Genomic DNA, 23,335 nt, shown 5'->3' with positions numbered 1-23,335 from the left:
CCGTTATTTCACGGCGCCGAAGGACAAACCGCGCACCAGCTGTTTCTGGCTGATCCAGCCAAAGATCAGGATCGGCGCGCAGGCCAGGGTCGACACGGCGGACAATTTGGCCCAGAACAAGCCTTCGGGGCTGGAGTAGGAGGCGATCAGCGCCGTCAGCGGCGCGGCGCTGGACGAGGTCAGGTTGAGCGACCAGAACGCCTCGTTCCAGCAGAGGATCAGCGACAACAGCACGGTGGACGCCAGGCCACCCTTGGCGATCGGCAGCAGCACGCGGACCATTTCCTGCCACAGGGTTGCGCCGTCGAGGCGGGCGGCTTCGAGGATGTCCTTGGGGATGTCCTTGAAGTAGGTGTAAACCATCCACACCACAATCGGCAGGTTGATCAGGGTGTAGATGATGATCAGCGCAATGCGCGTATCCAGCAGGCCGAAGCTCTTGGCCAGCAGGTAGATCGGCATCAGCACGCCCACCGGCGGCAGCATTTTGGTCGACAGCATCCACAGCAGCGTGCCCTTGGTACGCTGGGTTTCGTAGAACGCCATGGAGTAGGCGGCCGGCACCGAGATCAGCAGGCAAAGCGCCGTGGCGCTGAAGGAAATCAGCACCGAGTTCCATGCATAACTGAAGTAGTTGCTGCGCTCGTTGATGTGCAGGTAGTTCTCCAGCGTCGGCGTGAAGATGAACTGCGGCGGCGTGGCGAACGCGTCGATTTCGGTCTTGAAGCTGGTCAGCACCATCCAGAAGATCGGAAAGAAAATCAGGATCGCGATGGCCCAGGCCAACGTGCCGAGCAACAGGCTTTGCAGGCGGCGGGATTGTTGAAGCGTCATGGCGCGGCCCTCAAGGCTTGTCAGTCAGGTTTTTGCCGATCATCCGCACCAGGATGATCGCCGCGATATTGGCGATGACCACGGCAATCAAGCCGCCGGCCGAGGCCATGCCCACGTCGAACTGCACCAGCGCCTGGTTGTAGATCAGGTAGGCGAGGTTGGTCGAGGCGTAGCCGGGGCCACCGTTGGTGGTGGTGAAGATTTCGGCGAACACCGAGAGCAGGAAGATCGTCTCGATCATCACCACCACCGCAATCGGGCGCGCCAGGTGGGGCAGGGTCAGGTGCCAGAAGATCGCGATGGCGCCGGCACCGTCCAGGCGCGCGGCTTCCTTTTGTTCCTGGTCGAGGGACTGCATGGCGGTCATCAGCAGCAGGATCGCAAAGGGCAGCCATTGCCACGACACAATGATGATGATCGACAGCAGCGGGTAGTGCGCCAGCCAGTCCACCGGTTCGGCGCCAAAGAACTTCCACACGGCGGCGAGAATTCCCGACACCGGGTGGAAAATCAGGTTCTTCCAGATCAGCGCACCGACGGTGGGCATGATGAAGAACGGTGAGATCAACAAAACCCGCACCAGGCCGCGGCCAAAGAACTCACTGGCCTCCAGCAGCGCACTGATCAACACACCGAACACCACGCTGATCAGCAGCACGCTGCCCACCAGCAACAGGGTGTTGGTGGCGCCGGGCAGGAAACCCGAGTCGGTGACGAAGTAGGTAAAGTTCTCCAGCCCCACGAACTGGTTTTCACCGGGGTAGAGCAGGTTGTAGCGGATCAGCGAAAAGTACAGGGTCATGCCCAGCGGCACGATCATCCACAGCAGCAGCAAGGCCACCGAAGGGCTGACGAGGAACCAGCCGGGGTTGGCCAGGCGGTTTTTGGGTGTTGTATTCATGAGGATCAAGACCAGTCAGGTACATGCAAAACAAGGGAGCCAAACGCGGTCAAATGTGGTAGCTGGCTTGCCTGCGAAGGCATCACCTCGGTGTAACTGACAGACCGAGTTGTCTGCATCGCAGGCAAGCCAGCTCCCACAAAAGCTCTGCTTCCATGTTTACGGGGGGAGCGGCTTACTTGGGATAACCCGCCCGCTTCATTTCCCGCTCGGTAGTGGTCTGCGCAGCGGTCAATGCCGCATCCACCGTCTGCTGACCGGTCAGCGCACCCGAGAAGAACTTGCCGACCTGGGTCCCGATCGCCTGGAATTCAGGAATGGTCACCAACTGGATACCGATATACGGCACCGGCTTGAGCGTCGGTTTGGTCGGGTCCGCCACTTTCAGCGATTCCAGGGTCACCTTGGCGAACGGCGCAGCCTTCATGTATGCGTCGCTGTAGGTCGACTTGCGCGTGCCCGGCGGTACGTTGGCGACGCCGTCGGTCTTGGCGACCAATGCGCCATATTCCTTGGAGGTGGCCCAACTGGTGAACACCTTGGCGGCGTCCTTGGCCTTGGAACTGGTCGGGATCGCCAGGCTCCAGGAGTACAGCCACGAGGTGCCCTTGTCGGTCTTCTCGTGCGGGGCGAAGGTAAAGCCGACGTGGTCAGCCACCTTGCTCTGGGTTTTGTCGGTGACAAACGAACCGGCCACGCTGGCATCCACCCAGATCGCGCACTTGCCGCTGTTGAACAGCGCCAGGTTTTCGTTGAAACCGTTGCTGGACGCACCCGGCGGACCGGATTTCTTCATGTTGTCCACGTAGAAGTTCAGCGCGTCTTTCCATTCAGGGCCGTTGAATTCCGGCTGCCACTTCTCATCGAACCAGCGCGCACCGTAGCCGTTGGCCAGGGTGGTGATCAGCGCCATGTTCTCGCCCCAACCGGCTTTGCCGCGCAGGCACAGGCCGTATTGCTCCTTGCTCTTGTCGGTGAGTTTGGCCGCGAATTCGCCGATCTGGCTCCAGGTCGGATGCTCGGGCATGCTCAGCCCGGCGTTCTTGAACAGGTCGGTGCGGTAATAGGTGATCGAGCTTTCGGCGTAGAACGGCAGGGCATACAGCGAGCCCTTCACAGACAAACCGTCACGTACCGACGGGAACACGTCGTCAAGGTCGTAGGACGCCGGCAAATCCTTCATCGGCTCCAGCCAACCCTTGGCGCCCCACAGTGCAGCTTCGTACATGCCGATGGTCAGCACGTCGAACTGCCCGCCTTGTGTGGCGATGTCGGTGGTCAGGCGCTGGCGCAGCACGTTTTCTTCGAGCACCACCCAATTCAGCTTGATCTCCGGATGCTCGGCCTCGAAGGTTTTCGAGAGCTTTTGCATGCGGATCATGTCGCTGTTGTTGACGGTGGCAATGGTCAGGGTTTGCGCGCCAAGGCTGACGGCGCTGAGGGTCATGCAGGTCATCATGCAGGTAGAGACAAGCAGAGCTTTTGCTGTGAACTTCATCGCGCACTCCATTTCCGCGCCCAGGGGCTACGGAAGGACAGTTATTGTTGTTGTGTCTTCCTACAGGGAGTCAGGAAGAGTGTGCGTTGATTACAGCCTTCAAACGCCACGGTGACAAATCCTTGGGCGCACGCTCACTGATACTTTTTTGCACTCGATGATCGTCCCCGTGGCGCGTGGGGACGATCGATGCCGTATTTAACGCTCGATATCAGCCAGTACCCGCTCAGCCAGCAATCGAGACACTTCGATCAACTGGGCAATACCCAGCGCGCCTTCGCGCCGCGAGCCGTCGAGCTCAAAGGCAAAATCGCAGGTCAGGGCGTGGGCGGAGGCGAGTGATTCGCTGAGGTTGACCAGTAGGTCTTGAGTGCAGATGCCGTTTTTTACGGTGAATAGCACGCTGGGTGTTGGATCGATTGGGGGATTTGGGGTGGGTTTGATCATGGTGAAACTCCTGATTTAAGTGGAGCTACCACTGATCGCCGCGACGCGATTGGGTGGTAGCTGTACGCAGGTTCGCGGACCGGAATCAGGAAACCGGCATACCCGAAGGTATCCCGCGCACAGCCACCATAAGGCCGCACAGTAGACGATAAAAAGGCGTCAACTGAAAGCGGAAATGGCACTTTGCGCCTGATTACACCGGGCCGCGACGCCCAACCGCTGTGTGTGCAGCGGTGTACGGAGACTAGAGATTGAGTGTCCTAGGGACAACCTCAAATCCTTGCCAGACGTTTCTGCGTTTCCCAATACCTAGCCGAACGGTCAGTTGTTTGGCTTTGTACTAGTCAGCACCATCTTCCTTGCGCCATTTCGGCGCCATCCCTCTGCATAACTCAACGCCAAGACCGCGTTTGAGCACCCCTGCACGCTAAAAAAGGACGAAGCATGAAAGACACCGATACTGAAATCCAACAATCAACTCGCCCAATCAAAGCCATCTACGACTACGCGACACTCGGCTCAAGAACGCGTATGGGTGGAGAAATCATTACTGCAAGCACCAGCCTAGAGATCCATGACTTGCGCATCGCGTGCGTCGGCGACCGAGTGCGCTACCCCGATGGCAAAGAGAGCGAAATTGTCTCGGGAGCAGGTTTCGCAGCCACCTACAAAGGTCTGCCCATCGCCATTGTCGGCAGCGCTACCGACAACGGCGACACCGTGACGGGCAGCCTGCAAAACCTGGCTCAGGTGGTGGAGTACGCGGACGGCGATGGTATTCCTGGCCTTTTAAAGCCTGGATATCGCGTGGAGAGTCAGATGTGAGGCGCTACAACATCACCACGGGTTCAACCACCACAGCGGGTGGCAAAGTGACCAGTGGTTGTGAGCGCACCAGTTTCAACGGCGAATTAATCTCAAGGGAGGGTGACCGGGTCGCTTGCCCGGCTTGCGGCACTGAAGGCTTCATCGCGCTTACCGGCCCTCATTTGCACGAAGAGTGGAACGGCAAGCAAGCGGCGCTGGAGGGTGATCTGTGCATCTGCAAATGCGATCCTCCGCCGGAGTTGATTGCCAATCAGAGTTCCAAATGTCAGGAGTTCGGTCCCCAACCTCAACGTGTCACCCCGGTTGTAATGAGGCCGACTGCATCCGCCTCGGCCCCTGCGAATTATGCCGCGCCCGTTGCGTCGAATTGTGCCGCTGATGCCTGCGTTTTTGCCAAATCCTGCGTTTCGGTGCCAGCCGGCTCTACGGCCGCGGGCACCGCCCCGGAAAACGCCAAAAACTTCGGCACCACCGCCCTCATGGCTTCAACCGGTACCACGGGCGCCGTTGGCAGGGTAGCCGGCACACTCGGCAGCGACCTCGGTACCTGGGCTGTACGAGGCTTGGCCGGCGCCAGTTCCGCCCTCAACCTCGTGCTGCTGGCATTCTGGCCACGGGATATCGGTGACTCAACGCTGTACACCTCGGAGCAGTTGGAGGGGATGCGTTTGGCCAGCACGCGAGTGCGTTTCCAGTTTCGCCAGGATGAGTCCGGTGAACTGAGTGTTTACGGCCTACATACCCAACCTGGCAGTGGCGCCGACCGCGTACCCGTTGCGCAAGCCCGGTGGAATGAGGACCACAGGGCGATGGTGGCGGTGCTGGATGGCATCAGCATCACATGGACGCCGAACCACGGCCCGGTTGTCAGCGTGCCGAGCCCGTATCCCGGAACACCTGAGCGCTTGGATAATGTATTTGTTCACCCGATTGCGGTGGGGCAAGATTCGGCGATCAGTCACTATCCAGGGCGGGATGCAGAAAACATCACCTGGCAGGATACGATCATTTCGTTTCCGGCTGATTCGGGTGTGCCGCCGTTGTATTTGGTGTTTGCCAAGCCGGCGGTCAGGCCGTTGGAGGTCGACATCTATGGGGCTTTCAGCGGCCATCAAGGCGCGGTTTGCATGTGGATCATATGCCTTCGCAGGCGGCGATCAGGCGATATCTGAAAAACGTATCCATAGCGTTTATGGATTACGAAATCAACGAGTTGCTCATGCGAGTAGCCAGCATTGCTATTCCTGCTCATATCCATCAAAAATATAGCGAGACGTACGGTGGGCGTAACAATAAAGTTAAGCAGCACTTTGACGCCGCTGATCTTCGGGCGGCTGTAGAGAGTAATTTCGACGTGATTAGACCTTACATGATTGAGGAAGGCTTCACTCAAAAAAGCTTGGAAGAGGCTCGCGCCAAAATGCATAAGATCAATCAAGAACAAGGGTGGTACTAATGGATGCCTTGACGATCAAACGCTTGCTGGCCGGGCTTGGATCTACTCATGTAAACCTTCTAGCGGAGGGTGTGATTACGAGCAAGCCTCTGGCACGCTCATTAGAGGGTGACGATAATGAATATTTGATCCAGAAGCCAGAGTCTGGTGTTGAACTGTGGTTTAGAGCGGAAAATAGAGTCCTCACTGAGGTTCTTTTTTCTTTAATTAACATGGCTGGTGGTATTCACTTTTATACCGGTGAGTTGCCTTCGCCTCTTACAATTAAAATGAGTCGAATCGACGTCCATAGATTGTTTGGGGAGCCTTTCGAGTCGAAGGAGCCGGTTAAAATTTTAAAATATCGGGGGTACGGTGGTAGCGACACCTACCGCATGGACGGTTTTGGTTATCCAGGTGTTCACCTCGGATTTCAATATCGTAATGACGATATGGTGTGTAGCATGGGATTCTGTTTGAGAAATACACACCATAATTGAACTTGCTCTGAAAGTTAAATTCGACTAATAAATAGTAACGTTCCCACGCGCAGCGCGTGGGAATGATCACGTCAAGCATAGACTATGCTCAGTTAACCGTTGCTCCGCTAACTGTCGATAGCAGGAAGGTGTTATGCCCTTGGATGCAATTAAGTCCGGATGAGAGGGGCGCTTGGTTTAATATTTAGGCTGCTCGCCGACAATTACATGACATCAACCAAATTCAGAGAGGGTACTGATGGGTGCGCCAGCGACTAAGTTGTGGGTAGAGAGTTTAGGACTTGGTTTTATCGAACTTGTAGCAAGTGGGAAGATTCCCAGTCAACCGCTGGTGAAGCCATTTGAGGACAGCGATTGGCCGACCATGCGTCCAGTAGAGGGAGTGGAGTTGCTCTTCAATGACAGGACCAAGTCCCTGAAGCAGATTTTGATCACACTCATCCCGACGGTCGGGCAACCGGTTTATGCCGGGCAATTACCTCAACCGTTCAAGTTAGATATGGATCAACGATACGTACGTGAGGTTTTAGGTGTGCCCATTAAATCCAAGCCCTCCGTAAAACTGCCAGGTGGATTGGGTATGCGGGGCGGAGCGGACATATATCATTTGGACCAAAAGGCACATCCCAACGTGATGGTGACTCTCAGCTATCTGGAAAATTTTAGAGTTAACAATATAAGTTTCTCCTTGATTGATTCCGGACACGATTGATCTCTCGCAGAGTCTTGCTACGGCCTGAAAGCTGATTAACAAGAACATCCCCACACGCAGCGCGTGGGCCTGATCGTTCAAGCCAAATTCTGCTCCGTCAACCGCTGCACCGCCAACCGCCGATAGTGAGACGGCGTCATCCCCTTAAGCTGCTGAAACCGCCGATTGAAGTTGGAAATATTGTTGAACCCCGACTCAAAGCACACATCCGTCACCGCCTTGTCGCCATCGGCCAGCAGTTCGCAGGATTTGCTGATCCGCAGCCGATTGACGAACTCAATAAACGTACGCCCGGTGGCCTGTTTGAATACCCGGGAAAAATACGTCGGCTTCATGTCCAGGTAGTGTGCAACTTCTTCCAGGGGCAACTCCCTCGCGTAGTGGGCAAAGATGTAGTCCACCGCCCGGTTGGTGCGATCGATGCTGTGTTCATCGGCTTGCTGTGGCGTGGTCACCCCGGAGAGCAGTTGGTAGTCGTCACAGGCGCTCAGCACTTCCAGCAAAATGAAAAAATGCCCCAGGCGCGCCATGCCTTGGGCTTCCTCAATGCGCTGCATCAGGGCCATGGCCTGGGCGATGGTTTTTTTGCTGCGGAATTCGATGCCGTATTGCGCACGCTCCAGCAAGGGCGCCAGGCTCTTGAGCTCGGCAAACGTATGGCTGCCTTGCTCGAACAGCTCATCGGTGAAGTTCACCAACATGTCGCGCTTGGGCACTACTTCGCCTTCCTCCACCTGGCTGATCCAGTTATGCGGTAGGTTGGGGCCGGTGAGGAACAGGCTTTCGGGGTAGAAGTTGCCGATGTAGTCGCCGATAAACACCTTGCCCGAGCTGGCGACGATCAGGTGCAGTTCGTATTCCTTGTGAAAATGCCAGCGCACCAGCGGGCAGGGGAAACCGTGCTGGCGATAGATGATGGACAGACCGTTGTGATCGTCCATCAGCTCGTAGGAAGGGTCGGTGATACGCGTTGCTCGGGTCATGCTGCCGTCGCTTTATTGTGGTTGCGACCCGAATAATGCCCCGTTGTGCACGGCCCTGCCAGCTTCAAGCGTCTGAGCGTGCGCCGCTGCATCCTGTACGAGTAGGATTACAGAAGATTTTTATCTGAAACAGACACGAGCGAGGGCTTATTCATGATTCGCGATGCACGTCCCAGCGATGCACATAGCATCGCCAGCGTTCACGTCAGTAGCTGGCAACAAGCTTATCTTGATCTGATGCCCGCTGATTTTTTGGCCTCCCTTACTGCGACTTTGCCCAAGAGGGAAGCGCATTGGACTCATGCGATTGAAAGCAAAGAGTCTGACGTTTTAGTTTCAGAGGTGGATGGAAAGGTTACTGGTTGGATTTCAGTGGGGCCTTGCCGGGATGAAGACAAGGCTTGCGCAGAAGCGGGAGAGGTCATGGCCATCTACGTGTTGGCAGAATACTGGGGCAAGGGTATAGGCGCCCAGTTATGGGCGTCAGGTTTAAAGCGTTTGGTTGATCAGGGTTATAAGGTGATTACCTTATGGGTTTTAGCTGAAAACCAAAGAGCTGTGCGCTTCTATCAAGCGCTCGGGGGGAGGGAAGAGCTTGGCAGCCGTCGCACGCTCGTTCGTGGCGGGGTGGCCCTGGATGAGGTGAGGTACGTTTGGGAGCGTTAGGGTTTGGGAATATCCGGTTCGACTTGCCGCGCAGCGGCGGCAAGTCTGGGCAAAGTTCATGCTATGTGCGTTGCTTGATTCCCTAAATGTTGCGGTTTTTTGCCTCGATCCACTGGGACATGTACTGGGTACTCTTGTGCGCGTGATGGCGCAGCATGCTGCCGGTGAAGTTGTCCCGGCGATGGGCGGCGAGGTTGCGGCGGCATCGCTCCAGGCAATCGACCAAGGCTGGCCCATGCAGAGCCCGGTCATAACGCCGGGCCAGCAGCCGGCGCCCGTGTTCCTGGGCCTGGGTCCAGCGCTCGCGGTCCTGGTAGAGGGCCACGGCAGCGGCGGCGAGGGCCGGGGCGTCGTGTGCGATCACGCCGGGCCAGGGCTGGTCATCGCCCATGGCTTCGGCGCCGATCGGCGTGGTGATATTCGGCGTGCCACAGAGCATCGCATCCGCCAGCTTGCCCTTGATACCTGCGCCGAAACGCAGGGGCGCCAGGCAGATGCGCGCGGCGGTCATCACTTGCAGGGCGTCTTCGGCCCAGTTCATCACATGAAAACCCTGCGTCGGGTTGTGCAGGGCGGTGGCCTTGGGCGGCGTATAAGCGCCGTAGATATGCAGTTGGGCCCCCGGCAGTTGCTGACGGATCAGCGGCCACAGGCTGTTCTTCATCCACAGCACCGCATCCCAGTTGGGCGCGTGGCGAAAGTTGCCGATGCTGAGGAAGTGCGCGCGATCTTCAAACGGCGCGAACGCCTCGGCGGGTGGCTCCAGCATCAGCGGGCACCAGTGGAGCAGGGCGGCCGGCACTTTGAATTGCTCGGTCAGCAGGCGGATTTCCACGTCGGAGATCATCAGGCTGATATCGCAGCGGTAAATCGCCGCGATTTCGCGCTTTGCCAGGTCGGTGTCGGCCATCAGCTGGAATTCTGCGGGCAGCGCCGGGGAAAACAGTGCGCTGAAGTCGTCGCTGTCCGGGTGCGCCTTCAGGTGATCCTTGAGGCGCTGGCGACGTGCGTCGCGCAGGCTTTGCAGGTCGGAAGTTTCCAGCACGCGCAGCGCGTTGGGGCAGCATTGCTCCACACGCCAGCCGAACTGTTCTTCCATCATGAAGCGGTCAAACACCACGATATCCGGGGCCAGTGCGCGAATAAAGTCGTCGAAACTGCTGTTATTCAGTTCAATGGCGCATTCGGCGATGCCCAGCGCAGGCAGATCGGCCTTGTGCTCGCCGATGGTTGCCGGGCTGCTGAAGGTGATGTCCCAACCTTGCGTAAGAAAGCTCTCAAGAATCTGCATCATGTGCCCGCCTGCGGCTGAAGAGCGCGGCTCTGGCCAGACATAACCAATGACCAGGACTTTGGTGGCAGGCTGATTCATTCAGAACGAGTTCCTTGGGGGGCGGGGACAAAAGGCGCGCAATTAAACCATAACCGGTCATGACAATTTATCGCTGGCGGTAGGTAGCCACCGCGCTTTGTGGTTAACTTCGGCCTCTCGAATTCGTTTAACCAAAACCAGCATAAGGATTCTGTTCATGGCTCAAGTCACCCTCAAAGGCAACCCGGTCCAGGTTGAAGGCCAATTGCCGCAAGTCGGCACCCAGGCTGCTGACTTCACCCTGACCGCCGGCGATCTGTCGAACGCGACCCTCGCCACTTTCGCCGGCAAGCGCAAAGTGCTGAATATCTTCCCAAGCGTCGACACCCCTACCTGTGCCACTTCGGTACGCAAGTTCAACGCCCAGGCCAACGATGTGGAAAACACCGTGGTGCTGTGCATCTCCTCCGATCTGCCGTTCGCCCAGGCACGTTTCTGCGGCTCCGAAGGGCTGGACAACGTGAAGAACCTGTCGGACTTCCGCAACGCCGACTTCGCGGTCGACTACGGCGTTTCCATCGCTGACGGTCCGCTGCAAGGCCTGACGGCGCGTGCGGTCGTGGTGCTGGACGAAAATGACAAGGTGCTGCACAGCGAACTGGTCAGCGAAATCGGCCAGGAGCCAAACTACGAAGCCGCCCTGTCTGTTCTGAAGTAACTGTTTCGGTACGTTACTGTCGTTTTGCAGTAACACGCTTGATGCATGCTTGCGGCCTGGCCTAGTCCAGGCCGTTTTCATTTGTGCTTCAGGCGCTTAGCGAAATAGGCGATGGACTAAGCTCATCCGTTAAAAGTTGTAAGCCCAAGGTAAATAGCCGGTAAAGGCGCTTTTCTTAATGCGCCCCAGTGCTTATCTTTCAGCCTCCCAAAGTAGAAGCGCTCGCGCCCAATGGTTGATCACTCCATGCAATCCTCCCCCCGCCACTCCCGCCGCTGGTTGTTCGGCCTGCTCGTGCTGCTGGTTATCGCCGGCCTGTGCTGGAAATTCTGGCCCGGCGGTGCCGCCCACAAAGACGCGCCGGCCGGCCACGCCAGCAAGACCGGCATGGCGCGCCCGGGGTTTGGCGGCGCCGCCGGCCCGGTGCCCGTGCGCGTAGCGCCTGCGGTACTGGGTGAGTTCCCGGTGTACTACAAGGCGTTGGGTACGGTGACCGCACTGAACACCATCAATGTGCGCAGCCGGGTGGGCGGCGAGCTGGTGAAGATCGCCTTTGAAGAAGGGCAGATGGTCAAGGCCGGCGACCTGCTGGCCGAGATCGACCCGCGCAGCTACCAGAACGCCTTGCTCCAGGCCCAGGGGACGCTGATGCAGAACCAGGCCCAGTTGAAGAACGCCCAGGTCGATGTGCAGCGCTATCGCGACCTCTACGCCCAGGACAGCATCGCCAAGCAGACCCTGGACACCGCCGAAGCGTTGGTCCTGCAATACCAGGGCACGGTCAAGACCAACCAGGGCGCGGTGGACGACGCCAAGCTCAACCTGGAGTTCACCAAGATCCGCGCGCCGATCAGCGGCCGCGTCGGCCTGCGTCAGGTCGATGTCGGCAACCTGGTTGCGGCCAACGACACCACGTTCCTCGCCGTGATCACCCAGACCCAGCCGATCAGCGTGGTCTTCACCCTGCCGGAAAACACCCTGGAAACCGTACTGGCCCGCTACCGCGCCGGTAACAAGCTGCCCGTGGAAGCCTGGGACCGTGGCGACGTGAAAGTGCAAGCCACCGGCGTGCTGCAGAGCCTGGACAACCAGATCGACGTGACCACCGGCACCCTGAAATTCAAGGCACGCTTCGATAACAAGGACCAGGCGCTGTTCCCCAACCAGTTCGTCAATGTGCACCTGCTCGCCGACACCCTGCACAACGTGGTCCTGGCGCCGTCGGCGGCGATTCAGTTCGGCAACGCCGGTACCTTTGTCTACGTGCTAGACGGTGACAAGAAGGTCAAGGTGCAGCCGCTGGTGGTCGGTGACACCGACGGCGAGAACACCGTGATCAAAGAGGGCCTGAAGGCCGGCGACCGCGTCGTGCTGGAAGGCACCGACCGATTGAAGGACGGCAGCGAGATCGAAGTGGTGAATGACAGCAGCGAAGTACCGACCACTCCGACCGAACACCTGCAAGGCAAGCCCGCCGCGAAAGGGGAGACCGGCACCACCGCCGGCAAGGCGCAAAAGGTCGGTTCATGAACCTGTCGCGTCTGTTCATCCTTCGCCCGGTCGCGACCACGCTGAGCATGCTGGCCATTGTATTGGCCGGCATCATTTCGTACCGCTTGTTGCCGGTATCGGCCTTGCCCCAGGTGGATTACCCGACGATCCGGGTGATGACCCTGTACCCCGGCGCAAGCCCGGATGTGATGACCAGCGCCGTCACCGCGCCGCTGGAGCGCCAGTTCGGGCAGATGCCCGGCCTTACGCAGATGGCGTCTACAAGCTCCGGCGGTGCGTCGGTGCTGACCCTGCGTTTCAACCTCGACATCAATATGGACGTCGCCGAGCAACAGGTGCAGGCCGCGATCAACGCCGCCACCAACCTGTTGCCCAAGGATTTGCCGGCGCCGCCGGTGTACAACAAGGTCAACCCGGCGGACACGCCGGTGCTGACCCTGGCCATCACTTCCAAGACCATGCTGCTGCCCAAGCTCAATGACCTGGTCGACACGCGCATGGCGCAGAAAATCGCGCAAATCAGCGGCGTCGGCATGGTCAGCATCGCCGGTGGCCAGCGCCAGGCCGTGCGCATCAAGGTCAACCCCGAGGCCCTGGCGGCCAACGGGCTGAACCTGTCGGACGTGCGCACCCTGATCGCCGCGTCCAACGTCAACCAGCCCAAGGGCAACTTCGACGGCCCCACGCGGGTGTCGATGCTCGACGCCAACGATCAGTTGGTCTCGCCCGCGCAATACGCCGAGCTGATCCTGGCCTACAACAACGGCGCGCCGCTGCGCCTCAAGGACGTGGCCCAGATCGTCGACGGCGCCGAAAACGAGCGCCTCGCCGCCTGGGCCAATGAAAACCAGGCCGTGCTGCTGAACATCCAGCGCCAGCCGGGGGCCAACGTGATCGAGGTGGTGGACCGCATAAAGGCGCTGCTGCCGAGCATCACCGACAACTTGCCGGCCGGTCTCGACGTGACCGTGCTCACCGACCGCACCCAGACCATCCGCGCCTCGGTCACCGACGTGCAGCACGAATTGCTGATCGCCATTGCCCTGGTGGTGATGGTGACGTTCCTGTTCCTGCGCCGCTTCAGCGCCACGCTCATTCCGTCCATCGCCGTGCCGCTGTCGCTGGTGGGCACCTTTGGCGTGATGTACCTGGCGGGGTTCTCCATCAACAACCTGACACTGATGGCCCTGACCATCGCCACCGGGTTTGTGGTGGACGATGCCATCGTGATGCTGGAAAACATCTCGCGCCATATCGAAGAAGGCGAAACGCCGCTGGCCGCCGCGCTCAAGGGCGCCAGGCAGATCGGTTTCACCCTGATTTCCCTGACCCTGTCGCTGATCGCCGTGTTGATCCCGCTGCTGTTCATGGCCGACGTGGTGGGGCGGCTGTTCCGTGAATTCGCCATCACCCTGGCGGTGGCAATCCTGATTTCCCTGGTGGTGTCGCTGACGCTCACGCCGATGATGTGCGCGCGGCTGCTCAAGCGTGAACCCAAGGAAGAGGACCAAAGCCGCTTCTACAAGGCCAGCGGCGCCTGGATCGACTGGCTGATCGCGCGCTACGGCAGCCTGTTGCAGTGGGTGCTCAGGCACCAGCCGCTGACGTTGCTGGCGGCCATCGCCACCCTGGGCCTGACCGTGGTGCTGTACCTGGTGGTGCCCAAGGGCTTTTTCCCGGTGCAGGACACCGGCGTGATCCAGGGTATTTCCGAAGCGCCGCAGTCGATCTCATTCGCCGCCATGAGCCAGCGCCAGCAGGCACTGGCGAAGATCATCCTGGCGGACCCGGCGGTGCAAAGCCTGTCTTCGTATATTGGCGTGGACGGCGATAACGCCACCCTCAACAGCGGCCGCTTGCTGATCAACCTCAAGCCCCACGGCCAGCGCGACTTGAGCGCCGCCCAGGTGATCACCCGCCTGCAACCGGAAATCGACAAGCTGGTGGGCATCCGCCTGTTCATGCAGCCGGTGCAGGACCTGACCATCGAAGACCGCGTGAGCCGCACCCAGTACCAGTTCAGCATGTCTTCGCCGGACGCCGAGTTGCTGGCGCTGTGGAGCGAAAAACTGGTCCATGCGTTGGGCCGGTTGCCCGAGCTCACCGACGTTGCCAGCGACCTGCAGGATAAGGGCCTGCAGGTGTACCTGGTGATCGACCGCGACGCGGCTTCACGCCTGGGCGTCAGCGTGTCGACGATTACCGACGCGCTCTATGACGCCTTCGGCCAGCGGCAGATTTCCACCATCTACACCCAGGCCAGCCAATACCGCGTGGTGCTGCAGGCTCAATCGGGAGAAACCCTGGGGCCGGATGCGCTGAACCAGATCCATGTGAAGACCACCGACGGCGGCCAGGTGCGCCTGTCCAGCCTGGCCCACGTGGAGCAGCGCCAGGCCCAGTTGGCGATTGCGCATATCGGCCAGTTCCCGGCGGTGATGATGTCGTTCAACCTGGCGCCAGGCGTTGCCTTGGGCAAAGGCGTGGAACTGATCAACCAGACCCAGAAGGACATCGGCATGCCGGTGGGCGTGCAGACCCAGTTCCAGGGCGCGGCCCAGGCGTTCGAAGCCTCGCTGTCGAGCACCTTGCTGCTGATCCTGGCGGCGGTGGTGACCATGTACATCGTGCTCGGTGTGCTGTACGAGAGCTACATTCACCCGATCACCATTCTCTCGACCTTGCCGTCGGCGGCGGTGGGGGCGTTGCTGGCGTTGCTGCTCAGCGGCAATGACCTGGGCATGATCGCGATCATCGGCATCATTTTGCTGATCGGCATCGTCAAGAAGAACGCGATCATGATGATCGACTTCGCCCTCGACGCCGAACGCAATCAGGGGCTCGACCCGCAGACCGCGATCTACCAGGCAGCGCTGTTGCGCTTCCGGCCGATCCTCATGACCACGTTGGCGGCGCTGTTCGGCGCGGTGCCGCTGATGTTGGCCACCGGTTCCGGCGCAGAGTTGCGCCAGCCCCTGGGCCTGGTCATGGTTGGCGGTTTGCTGGTAAGCCAGGTGCTGACCCTGTTCACCACCCCGGTGATCTACCTGTACTTTGACCGCCTCGGCCGACGCTGGCGCAAAGAGCCGCAAAGCCTGGAGCCGGTTGAGCCATGAACCTGTCCGGACCTTTCATTCGGCGCCCGGTAGCAACCATGCTCTTGAGCCTGGCGATCATGCTGCTGGGCGGCGTCAGCTTCAACCTGCTGCCGGTGTCGCCGCTGCCGCAGATCGACTTCCCGGTCATCGTGGTGTCGGCCAGCTTGCCCGGCGCCAGCCCCGAGGTGATGGCGTCCACCGTGGCGACGCCGCTGGAGCGCTCGTTCGGCGCGATTGCCGGCATCACCACCATGAGCAGTTCGTCGAGCCAGGGCTCCACCCGGGTGATCCTCGCGTTCGATTCCGACCGTGATATCAACGGCGCGGCGCGGGAAGTGCAGGCGGCCATCAATGCCTCGCGCAACCTGTTGCCCAGCGGCATGCGCAGCATGCCCACGTACAAGAAGATCAACCCGTCCCAGGCGCCGATCATGGTGCTGTCGTTGACCTCGGACGTGCTACAGAAAGGCGAGCTGTACGACCTGGCCTCGACCATCCTCTCGCAAAGCCTGTCCCAGGTGCCGGGTGTCGGCGAAGTGCAAATTGGCGGCAGCTCGTTGCCGGCGGTGCGTATCGAGCTGGAACCCAAGGCCCTCGACCAGTACGGCGTGGCCCTCGACGATGTGCGCAACACCATCGCCAATGCCAACCAGCGTCGGCCCAAGGGCTCCCTGGAAGACAGCCAGCGCAACTGGCAGATCCAGGCCAACGACCAGTTGGAGAAGGCCAAGGACTACGAGCCGTTGCTGATCCGCTACCAGGACGGCGCCGCCTTGCGTCTCAAGGATGTGGCGAAAATCAGCGACGGCGTGGAAGACCGCTACAACAGCGGCTTTTTCAACAACGAACCGGCGGTGCTGCTGGTGATCAACCGTCAGTCCGGCGCCAACATCATCGAGACCGTGCGGCAGATCAAGGCGCAGTTGCCGGCGTTGCAGGCGGTGCTGCCGTCCAGCGTCAAGCTGAGCCTGGCCATGGACCGCTCGCCGGTGATCACCGCCACGTTGCACGAAGCCGAGATGACATTGCTGATCGCCGTCGGGCTGGTGATCCTGGTGGTGTACCTGTTCCTGGGCAATTTCCGCGCTTCGCTGATCCCGACCCTGGCCGTGCCGGTCTCGCTGGTGGGCACCTTTGCGGTGATGTACCTGTACGGGTTCTCGCTGAACAATTTTTCGCTGATGGCGTTGATCCTGGCCACCGGCCTGGTGGTGGACGATGCCATCGTGGTGCTGGAGAACATTTCGCGGCATATCGATGAGGGCGTGCCGCCGATGAAAGCGGCGTACCTGGGCGCCCAGGAAGTCGGGTTTACCTTGCTGTCGATGAACGTGTCGCTGGTGGCGGTGTTCCTGTCGATCCTGTTCATGGGCGGGATCGTCACCAATTTGTTCCGCGAGTTTTCCATCACCCTGTCGGCGGCGATCATTGTCTCGCTGATTGTCTCGCTGACCCTGACGCCGATGCTCTGCGCGCGTTGGCTCAAGCCCCACGTCAAAGACCGGATGACTGGTTTGCAGCGCTGGAGCCAGAGGATCAACGACCGTATGGTCGCCGGCTACGCCACCAGCCTGGATTGGGTGCTGCGCCATCGTCGCCTGACCCTGCTCAGCCTGTTGCTGACCATCGGGGTCAACGTCGCATTGTATGTGGTGGTGCCGAAAACCTTCATGCCGCAGCAGGACACCGGCCAGTTGATCGGTTTCGTGCGCGGTGACGACGGGCTGTCGTTCAGCGTGATGCAGCCGAAGATGGAGACCTTCCGCAAGGCGGTGCTCAAGGACCCGGCAGTGCTCAGCGTGGCCGGCTTTATCGGCGGCAACAACGGCACCAACAACGCGGTGATGCTGGTGCGCCTCAAACCGATCAGCGAGCGCAAAATTTCCGCCCAGGCGGTGATTGAACGCCTGCGCAAGGACGTCCCGCCGGTACCGGGCGGGCGCCTGTTCCTGATGGCTGACCAGGACCTGCAATTTGGCGGCAGCCGCGACCAGACCAGCGCGCAGTATTCCTACATCCTGCAAAGCGGCGACCTGGCGGCATTGCGCCTGTGGTATCCGAAGGTGGTGGCCGCCTTGCGCGAGCTGCCGCAGCTCACCGCCATCGACGCGCGCGAAGGGCGCGGCGCGGCGCAGGTCACGCTGATTGTCGATCGCGACCAGGCCAAGCGCCTGGGCATCGACATGGACATGGTCACGGCGGTGCTCAACAACGCCTACAGCCAACGACAGATCTCCACCATCTATGACAGCCTCAACCAGTACCAGGTGGTGATGGAGGTCAATCCCAAATATGCCCAGGACCCGATCACCCTTAACCAGGTGCAGGTGATCACCTCCACCGGCGCGCGGGTGCCGCTGTCGACCATCGCCCATTACGAGAACAGCCTGGCGGACGACCGCGTCAGCCACGAAGGCCAGTTCGCCTCGGAAAACATCGCCTTCGACATGGCGCCTGGCGTGACGGTGGAGCAGGGCACGGCCGCCATCGAGCGGGCGATCGCCAAGGTCGGGCTGCCGGAAGACGTGATCGCCAAGATGGCGGGCACGGCCGACGCGTTCGCAGCGACGCAGAAAGGCCAGCCCTTCATGATCCTCGGCGCATTGGTGGCGGTGTACCTGGTGCTGGGCATCTTGTATGAAAGCTATATTCACCCGCTGACGATTCTTTCGACCCTGCCGTCGGCAGGGGTGGGCGCGATGCTCGCGATTTACCTGACGGGTGGCGAGTTCAGCCTGATTTCCTTGCTGGGCCTGTTCCTGCTGATCGGCGTGGTAAAGAAGAACGCGATCTTGATGATCGACCTGGCCCTGCAATTGGAACGCAATGAGCGCCTGGGCCCGCTGGAGTCGATTCGAAGTGCCTGCCTGCTGCGTTTGCGGCCGATCCTGATGACCACCCTGGCGGCGATCCTCGGCGCGTTACCCTTGCTGCTGGGCACTGGCGATGGCGCGGAAATGCGGCGCCCCCTGGGCCTGACCATCATCGGTGGCCTGGTACTCAGCCAGGTCCTGACCCTTTACACCACCCCGGTGGTTTACCTTTATCTCGACCGCGCGCGCCATCGTTTCAACGCCTGGCGCGGCGTGCGTACCGATGCTGCCCTGGACACTGCGCTATGACCGATTCAACCTTTGCCCGATTAGCCACGTTGCGTGGTTGCCGCGTGGCGAGCCTGCTGCTCTGCGGTGTGCTGCTCAGTGCCTGCGCCATCGGCCCCGACTACACGCGCCCGGAAGTCGTGGAACCTGCGCAATTCAAGGAGGCCCAGGGCTGGCGCCAGGCCACGCCCAGCGATTCGCTGGCCCGTGGCGCCTGGTGGGAGCTGTACGGCGACCGCCAGCTCAACGACCTGGTGCAGCGCTTGAATACCTCCAACCAGACCGTGGCCCAGGCCGAAGCGCGTTTTCGCCAGGCCCAGGCGCTGGTGCGCAGTTCCCGTGGCGCGTTTTACCCCTCCGTCGACCTGAGCGCCGGCAAGACCCGCGCGAGCCAAGGCACCGGCAGCAGCAGCGCGAGCCTCAGCAGCTCCAGCAGCGGTATCCGCGACACCCTCAACGCACAGCTGGGCGTGAGCTGGGAGGCGGACATCTGGGGCAAATTGCGCCGTGGCCTGGAAGCCAACGAAGCCAGCGCCGAGGCGAGTTCGGCGGACCTGGCGGCGATGCGCCTGAGCCAACAGTCGGAGCTGGTGCAAAGCTACCTGCAGTTGCGCGTCATGGACGAACAGACCCGCTTGCTGCAAGCCACGCTGGAGACCTACCAGCGCTCGCTGCAAATGACCCAGAACCAATACCGCGCCGGTATCTCCGGCAAGGACGCGGTGGCCCAGGCGCAAACCCAGCTCAAGACCACCCAGGCCAGCCTGATCGACCTGATCTGGCAGCGCGCCCAGTTGGAAAACGCAATTGCCGTGTTGATCGGCGAAGCGCCGGCCAACTTCAACCTGGCGGTGAGCAAAGACATTCCGGCGCTGCCGCAGGTACCTGTGAGCCTGCCGTCGCAACTGCTTGAACGTCGCCCGGATATTGCCTCGGCCGAGCGCTCGGTGATCGCCGCCAACGCCAATATCGGCGTGGCCAAGGCGGCTTATTACCCGGACCTGAGCCTGAGCCTGGCCGGCGGGTATTCCAGCAGCACCTATTCCGACTGGATCAGCCTGCCGAACCGCTTCTGGTCGGTGGGACCGAAGCTGGCCATGACCCTGTTCGACGGTGGCCAGCGTTCGGCCGAAGTCGACCGCACCGTGGCCAGCTACGACGAGACCGTCGCCAAATACCGCCAGACCGTACTGGATGGTTTCCGCGAAGTGGAAAACTACATGGTGCAGCTCAAGGTGCTGGAGGACGAGGCGGTGGTCAGCAATGAAGCGCTCGAGGCGGCCCGTGAGTCGTTGCGCCTCACGCAGAACCAGTACAAGGCCGGGCTGATCGGCTACCTGGACGTGGTCACCGTGCAAGCCACGGCCTTGAGTAACGAGCGCACCGTGCTGACCTTGTTGCAGTCGCGCCTGGTGGCCAGTGTGCAACTGATCGCCGCCTTGGGCGGTGGCTGGGATGGGCAGACACCCATTGTCGACAAAGACTGAACCGGCCTTGCCTGATCTTGTAGTGAGCGGGCTTGTCGAATCGTCGCACCGCCCGCGCTGGGTGGCGAAGCCGCCCTAATAAAAACACCGCCGAGTTCCGGGTAAAACCGGGTCGCCTGGTTTGGGGCGGCTTCGCCACCCAGCGCGGGGCAAGCCCGCTCACTACAAATTGTGTGGCGTCTGTCAAAACGACCGCACGATCCGCCCCAGCGTTTCCATCGCCTTCTCCGACGCCTCGCTCCACGGGCTACCGTAGTTCAGGCGAATACAATTGCGAAAACGCTGGGTGGCCGAGAAAATCGGCCCCGGCGCGATGCTGATGCCTTGCGCCAACGCCATCTGGAACAGTTTCAACGAATCCGTCTGCTCTGGCAGCTCCAGCCACAGGAAGTACCCGCCGGCCGGCTGGCTGACCCGTGTCTGCGCCGGGAAGTAGCGGGCGATGGCGGCGAGCATGGCGCTTTGCTGTTCCTCCAGCGCGTAGCGCAGTTTGCGCAGGTGTCGGTCGTAACCGCCGTGCTGCAAGTAGTCGGCAATCGCCGCCTGGGCCGGCATCGAGGGGCACAGCGAGGTCATCAATTTCAAGCGCTCGACTTTCTGCGCAAAGCGCCCGGCCGCGACCCAGCCTACGCGATAGCCGGGGGCCAGGCTCTTGGCGAAGGAGCCGCAGTGCATCACCAGGCCTTCGGTATCAAAAGCCTTGGCCGGCTTGGGTGCGTGTTGGCCGTAATACAGTTCGGCGTACACATCGTCTTCTATCAGCGGCACCTGGTGGCCACGCAACAGTTCCACCAATGCCTGCTTCTTGGCTTCCGGCAGGGTAGCACCCATGGGGTTCTGGAAGCTGGTCATGGTCCAGCAGGCCTTGATCGGGTAGCGCGCCAGGGTTTGCGCGAGCGCGCCCAGGTCGATGCCGTCGCGCGGGTGCACGGGAATTTCCACCGCCTTGAGTTTCAAGCGTTCCAGCACCTGCAGGCAGGCATAGAACGCCGGGGCTTCGATGGCGACCAGGTCGCCCGGTTCGGTGACGGCTTGCAGGCACAGGTTCAAGGCTTCCAGGGCGCCGTTGGTGATCAGCAGTTCTTCCATGGGCAACATCAGGCCGCCGACCATGTAGCGCAGGGCGATTTGACGGCGCAGTTGCGGGTTGCCCGGCGACATGTCGGTGACCACCAGGCGCGGGTCCATTTCGCGGCTGGCGCTGGCCAGGGAGCGGGCCAGGCGCGGCAGCGGGAACAGCATGGGGCTGGGGAACGCCGAGCCGAAGGGCACGGTGTTGGGGTCCTTGATCGAGTCGAGCACCGAAAACACCAGCTCGCTCACATCCACTTCGGTGGACTCATGCACGTGCTCGCTCACGGCCGGCTCGGAGAACGGGCTGGGTGCGTGGGTGTTGACGAAATAGCCGGAACGCGGCCGCGCGCGGATCAAGCCACGCCGCTCCAGCAGGTAGTAGGCCTGGAACACCGTGGACGGGCTGACGCCATAGGTCTGGCTGGCATAGCGCACCGACGGCACCCGCTGGCCGGGGCCTAGCACGCCGGAGCGGATCAGTTCAGCAATGTCGTCGGCGAATTTTTCGTAGCGTTTCATGGGTGGCCTTGAACAGATGTTTGGGTGTACGCAGCGCAACCTGTGGGAGCTGGCTCGCCTGCGATAACGGTCTTTCAGTTGATACACCTGTGGCTGATAAGCCGCTATCGCAGGCAAGCCAGCTCCCACATTTGGATTTCATCCATCCAAGTAGATTTCAGCGGTTTAACGGCGCCACAAAGCGACTGTCGGCAGCGCTGTAAACCTGCGGTTCGTCCACATCCGTCACCTTGAAACGCAGGGTTTGCGAGCTGCTTGCCGGTTTGTCCGCCAGCAATGCCACCGATACCGGTACGTCGCTGATTTCCCCGGGTGCCAGGCTGATCCGGGTCTTGCCTTGCAGCTGGAAGCCGTCGGCGTCCACCAGCGCCAGGCGGTAATCCTGGCGCTGCTGGGTCTTGTTGATCACCTTGAGGCTGTAGATGTTTTCGATCAGCCCTTCGGCATTCTCGCGGAACATGCCGCGGTCCTTGGTCACGTCCAGCGATACCATCGGCCGTTCGACCAATGCCACGACCAAAGCCGCGATCATCAACAACAACACGGCACTGTAGCCGATCAGGCGTGGCCGCAGCAGGCGGGTCTTGCCGCCTTGCAGTTGATGTTCGCTGGTATAGCTCACCAAACCACGGGCGTAGCCCATCTTGTCCATGATCGAATCGCAGGCGTCGATGCACGCCGCGCAGCCGATGCACTCCATTTGCAGGCCATCGCGGATGTCGATGCCGGTGGGGCAGACTTGCACGCAAAGTTGGCAGTCGATGCAATCGCCCAGGCCAACGTCGGCGGGTTTCACTTCGCGCTTGCGCGGACCACGTTGCTCGCCGCGTGCCACGTCGTAGGAAACGGTCAAGGTGTCCTTGTCAAACATCACGCTCTGGAAGCGTGCATACGGGCACATGTGCATGCACACCGCCTCGCGCAACCAGCCGGCATTGAGGTAGGTGGCGGCGGTAAAAAACAGCACCCAGAACAAACTGATGCCGCCCATTTGCCAGGTCAGCAACTCGGCGGCCAACGGGCGGATCGGCGTGAAATAGCCGACAAAGGTCAACCCGGTCAGCACACTGATCCCCAACCACAAGGCGTGCTTGGCTGAGCGCCGCGCGAGTTTTTCCAGGCGCCAGGGCGCGGCGTGCAGTTTGATGCGCTGGTTGCGTTCGCCTTCGGTGACTTTTTCGCACCACATGAACAGCCAGGTAAACGCGCTCTGCGGGCAGGTATAGCCGCACCACACACGGCCGGCAAACACGGTGATTGCAAACAACCCAAAGGCGCAGATGATCAACAGCGCCGAGAGCAGGATGAAGTCCTGCGGCCAGAAGGTCGCGCCAAAAATGTGGAATTTACTCTCAGCCAGATCCCACAGCACGGCCTGCCGGCCGCCCCAGTTCAGCCACACCGTGCCGAAAAAGGCCAGGAACAGAAAGCTTGCACCGCCCACGCGCAAGGTGCGGAACAGGCCGGTGAAACTGCGCGTATGAATCAGGTTATCGCTGGATTTGGCCTTCACCTTCTTTGGGTGCAGGGGCTCAAAGGTGTCCACGGTTGGGATTCTGTCGCTCATGGTCATTCGCTCATCCGCCTCCATCAGGCGGATGAACTATGCGCGCGGCGCTGTTTGCGTAACAGGCTCACCTGGGGCGATAAAAAGCGGATCAGATGGGCTGCGCAGGCATCCCTGCGACAATCGGCTGCACCCCGTGGCCG

The 23,335-nt window shown here is 60.6% G+C and carries 19 protein-coding genes; 11 read left to right on the top strand and 8 right to left on the bottom strand.

The genetic code is table 11. The annotated features are described in order from the left end of the window. Window positions 1-3 precede the first annotated feature (3 nt). From KVG91_RS25165 to KVG91_RS25150, 4 genes are all read right to left on the bottom strand, one after another. On the bottom strand, window positions 4-834 hold the full coding sequence (locus tag KVG91_RS25165) for a carbohydrate ABC transporter permease (RefSeq protein WP_010210759.1): 831 nt from the start codon (window positions 832-834) through the stop codon (window positions 4-6). Between the two features lie 10 nt (window positions 835-844). Next, window positions 845-1,735 (bottom strand): carbohydrate ABC transporter permease, encoded by an 891-nt coding sequence (locus KVG91_RS25160; RefSeq protein ID WP_065952553.1) that lies wholly within the window; start codon window positions 1,733-1,735, stop codon window positions 845-847. Window positions 1,736-1,910: 175 nt separating this feature from the next. Next, on the bottom strand, window positions 1,911-3,194 hold the full coding sequence (locus KVG91_RS25155; protein ID WP_404822466.1) for an ABC transporter substrate-binding protein: 1,284 nt from the start codon (window positions 3,192-3,194) through the stop codon (window positions 1,911-1,913). Window positions 3,195-3,431: 237 nt separating this feature from the next. Beyond that, window positions 3,432-3,680 carry a DUF6124 family protein gene (locus KVG91_RS25150; protein WP_169375786.1) on the bottom strand — a complete coding sequence of 83 codons (249 nt, stop codon included), beginning with the start codon at window positions 3,678-3,680 and terminating at the stop codon, window positions 3,432-3,434. A 444-nt stretch (window positions 3,681-4,124) separates the two neighbouring features. Between KVG91_RS25150 and KVG91_RS25145 the strand changes: the two genes are divergently transcribed. The 5 genes from KVG91_RS25145 (at window position 4,125) to KVG91_RS25130 (ending at window position 7,155) form a co-directional block, all read left to right on the top strand. Beyond that, on the top strand, window positions 4,125-4,505 hold the full coding sequence (locus tag KVG91_RS25145) for a PAAR domain-containing protein (RefSeq protein ID WP_059397558.1): 381 nt from the start codon (window positions 4,125-4,127) through the stop codon (window positions 4,503-4,505). Further along, window positions 4,502-5,680: an S-type pyocin domain-containing protein gene (locus KVG91_RS27905; protein ID WP_318840916.1), complete on the top strand. Its 1,179-nt coding sequence runs from the start codon at window positions 4,502-4,504 to the stop codon at window positions 5,678-5,680. Before KVG91_RS25145 ends, KVG91_RS27905 begins: the two co-directional genes overlap by 4 nt. 20 nt (window positions 5,681-5,700) lie before the next feature. Next, window positions 5,701-5,964, top strand: a complete 264-nt coding sequence (locus KVG91_RS27750; RefSeq protein ID WP_225927054.1) for a hypothetical protein — start codon at window positions 5,701-5,703, stop codon at window positions 5,962-5,964. Next, window positions 5,964-6,443 carry a DUF6392 family protein gene (locus KVG91_RS25135; RefSeq protein ID WP_169375787.1) on the top strand — a complete coding sequence of 160 codons (480 nt, stop codon included), beginning with the start codon at window positions 5,964-5,966 and terminating at the stop codon, window positions 6,441-6,443. The genes KVG91_RS27750 and KVG91_RS25135 overlap by 1 nt, the downstream gene beginning before the upstream one ends. A 238-nt stretch (window positions 6,444-6,681) precedes the next feature. After that, a complete protein-coding gene (locus KVG91_RS25130) occupies window positions 6,682-7,155 on the top strand; it encodes a DUF6392 family protein (protein WP_169375788.1) in 474 nt (157 codons plus the stop codon). Window positions 7,156-7,232: 77 nt separating this feature from the next. Here KVG91_RS25130 and KVG91_RS25125 read toward each other — a convergent pair whose 3' ends face one another. Beyond that, the gene (locus KVG91_RS25125; protein ID WP_124400516.1) at window positions 7,233-8,138 is read right to left on the bottom strand and encodes an AraC family transcriptional regulator; all 906 of its coding nucleotides are present in this window, start codon (window positions 8,136-8,138) and stop codon (window positions 7,233-7,235) included. Between the two features lie 153 nt (window positions 8,139-8,291). On the opposite strand from KVG91_RS25125, the gene KVG91_RS25120 reads away from it, so the two are divergent. After that, window positions 8,292-8,804, top strand: a complete 513-nt coding sequence (locus KVG91_RS25120; protein WP_169375789.1) for a GNAT family N-acetyltransferase — start codon at window positions 8,292-8,294, stop codon at window positions 8,802-8,804. Window positions 8,805-8,886: 82 nt separating this feature from the next. On the opposite strand, the gene KVG91_RS25115 is transcribed toward KVG91_RS25120, so the two are convergent. Then, window positions 8,887-10,176 (bottom strand): glycosyltransferase, encoded by a 1,290-nt coding sequence (locus KVG91_RS25115; protein ID WP_169375790.1) that lies wholly within the window; start codon window positions 10,174-10,176, stop codon window positions 8,887-8,889. Window positions 10,177-10,333: 157 nt separating this feature from the next. On the opposite strand from KVG91_RS25115, the gene tpx reads away from it, so the two are divergent. The 5 genes from tpx to KVG91_RS25090 all read left to right on the top strand — a co-directional run bounded on the left by tpx (window position 10,334) and on the right by KVG91_RS25090 (window position 20,032). Continuing rightward, on the top strand, window positions 10,334-10,834 hold the full coding sequence (tpx, locus tag KVG91_RS25110) for a thiol peroxidase (RefSeq protein ID WP_169375791.1): 501 nt from the start codon (window positions 10,334-10,336) through the stop codon (window positions 10,832-10,834). A 231-nt stretch (window positions 10,835-11,065) separates the two neighbouring features. Further along, on the top strand, window positions 11,066-12,364 hold the full coding sequence (locus KVG91_RS25105; protein ID WP_169375792.1) for an MdtA/MuxA family multidrug efflux RND transporter periplasmic adaptor subunit: 1,299 nt from the start codon (window positions 11,066-11,068) through the stop codon (window positions 12,362-12,364). Then, window positions 12,361-15,462 carry an MdtB/MuxB family multidrug efflux RND transporter permease subunit gene (locus KVG91_RS25100; RefSeq protein ID WP_169375793.1) on the top strand — a complete coding sequence of 1,034 codons (3,102 nt, stop codon included), beginning with the start codon at window positions 12,361-12,363 and terminating at the stop codon, window positions 15,460-15,462. The genes KVG91_RS25105 and KVG91_RS25100 overlap by 4 nt, the downstream gene beginning before the upstream one ends. After that, window positions 15,459-18,566 carry an efflux RND transporter permease subunit gene (locus tag KVG91_RS25095; RefSeq protein WP_169375794.1) on the top strand — a complete coding sequence of 1,036 codons (3,108 nt, stop codon included), beginning with the start codon at window positions 15,459-15,461 and terminating at the stop codon, window positions 18,564-18,566. Before KVG91_RS25100 ends, KVG91_RS25095 begins: the two co-directional genes overlap by 4 nt. Next, window positions 18,563-20,032 carry an efflux transporter outer membrane subunit gene (locus KVG91_RS25090; RefSeq protein ID WP_169375795.1) on the top strand — a complete coding sequence of 490 codons (1,470 nt, stop codon included), beginning with the start codon at window positions 18,563-18,565 and terminating at the stop codon, window positions 20,030-20,032. Before KVG91_RS25095 ends, KVG91_RS25090 begins: the two co-directional genes overlap by 4 nt. A 183-nt stretch (window positions 20,033-20,215) precedes the next feature. Here the strand turns inward: KVG91_RS25090 and mapR are convergent, their stop codons facing one another. Together mapR and ccoG are read right to left on the bottom strand one after the other, a co-directional pair. Next, window positions 20,216-21,625: a GntR family transcriptional regulator MpaR gene (mapR, locus tag KVG91_RS25085; RefSeq protein WP_169375796.1), complete on the bottom strand. Its 1,410-nt coding sequence runs from the start codon at window positions 21,623-21,625 to the stop codon at window positions 20,216-20,218. Window positions 21,626-21,782: 157 nt separating this feature from the next. Continuing rightward, a complete protein-coding gene (ccoG, locus tag KVG91_RS25080) occupies window positions 21,783-23,192 on the bottom strand; it encodes a cytochrome c oxidase accessory protein CcoG (protein WP_169375797.1) in 1,410 nt (469 codons plus the stop codon). Window positions 23,193-23,335 lie beyond the last annotated feature (143 nt).

Origin of the sequence: Pseudomonas azadiae (assembly GCF_019145355.1) — a bacterium.
GTDB lineage: Bacteria > Pseudomonadota > Gammaproteobacteria > Pseudomonadales > Pseudomonadaceae > Aquipseudomonas > Aquipseudomonas azadiae.
The sequence above is the reverse complement of the archived record's forward strand: the minus strand, read 5'-3'. Positions and strand labels throughout refer to the sequence as shown.

Excerpts from the sequence above, each read along its gene's own strand:
- tpx (WP_169375791.1), top strand. The coding sequence starts at position 10,334 with ATGGCTCAAGTCACCCTCAAAGGCAACCCGGTCCAGGTTGAAGGCCAA.
- KVG91_RS25165 (WP_010210759.1), bottom strand. The coding sequence starts at position 834 with ATGACGCTTCAACAATCCCGCCGCCTGCAAAGCCTGTTGCTCGGCACG.
- KVG91_RS25135 (WP_169375787.1), top strand. The coding sequence starts at position 5,964 with ATGGATGCCTTGACGATCAAACGCTTGCTGGCCGGGCTTGGATCTACT.
- KVG91_RS25095 (WP_169375794.1), top strand. The coding sequence starts at position 15,459 with ATGAACCTGTCCGGACCTTTCATTCGGCGCCCGGTAGCAACCATGCTC.
- KVG91_RS25100 (WP_169375793.1), top strand. The coding sequence starts at position 12,361 with ATGAACCTGTCGCGTCTGTTCATCCTTCGCCCGGTCGCGACCACGCTG.
- KVG91_RS25160 (WP_065952553.1), bottom strand. The coding sequence starts at position 1,735 with ATGAATACAACACCCAAAAACCGCCTGGCCAACCCCGGCTGGTTCCTC.
- KVG91_RS25090 (WP_169375795.1), top strand. The coding sequence starts at position 18,563 with ATGACCGATTCAACCTTTGCCCGATTAGCCACGTTGCGTGGTTGCCGC.
- KVG91_RS25115 (WP_169375790.1), bottom strand. The coding sequence starts at position 10,176 with ATGAATCAGCCTGCCACCAAAGTCCTGGTCATTGGTTATGTCTGGCCA.
- KVG91_RS25125 (WP_124400516.1), bottom strand. The coding sequence starts at position 8,138 with ATGACCCGAGCAACGCGTATCACCGACCCTTCCTACGAGCTGATGGAC.
- KVG91_RS25120 (WP_169375789.1), top strand. The coding sequence starts at position 8,292 with ATGATTCGCGATGCACGTCCCAGCGATGCACATAGCATCGCCAGCGTT.
- KVG91_RS25150 (WP_169375786.1), bottom strand. The coding sequence starts at position 3,680 with ATGATCAAACCCACCCCAAATCCCCCAATCGATCCAACACCCAGCGTG.
- KVG91_RS25105 (WP_169375792.1), top strand. The coding sequence starts at position 11,066 with ATGGTTGATCACTCCATGCAATCCTCCCCCCGCCACTCCCGCCGCTGG.
- ccoG (WP_169375797.1), bottom strand. The coding sequence starts at position 23,192 with ATGAGCGACAGAATCCCAACCGTGGACACCTTTGAGCCCCTGCACCCA.
- KVG91_RS25130 (WP_169375788.1), top strand. The coding sequence starts at position 6,682 with ATGGGTGCGCCAGCGACTAAGTTGTGGGTAGAGAGTTTAGGACTTGGT.
- KVG91_RS25145 (WP_059397558.1), top strand. The coding sequence starts at position 4,125 with ATGAAAGACACCGATACTGAAATCCAACAATCAACTCGCCCAATCAAA.
- KVG91_RS27750 (WP_225927054.1), top strand. The coding sequence starts at position 5,701 with ATGGATTACGAAATCAACGAGTTGCTCATGCGAGTAGCCAGCATTGCT.
- KVG91_RS25155 (WP_404822466.1), bottom strand. The coding sequence starts at position 3,194 with ATGATGACCTGCATGACCCTCAGCGCCGTCAGCCTTGGCGCGCAAACC.
- mapR (WP_169375796.1), bottom strand. The coding sequence starts at position 21,625 with ATGAAACGCTACGAAAAATTCGCCGACGACATTGCTGAACTGATCCGC.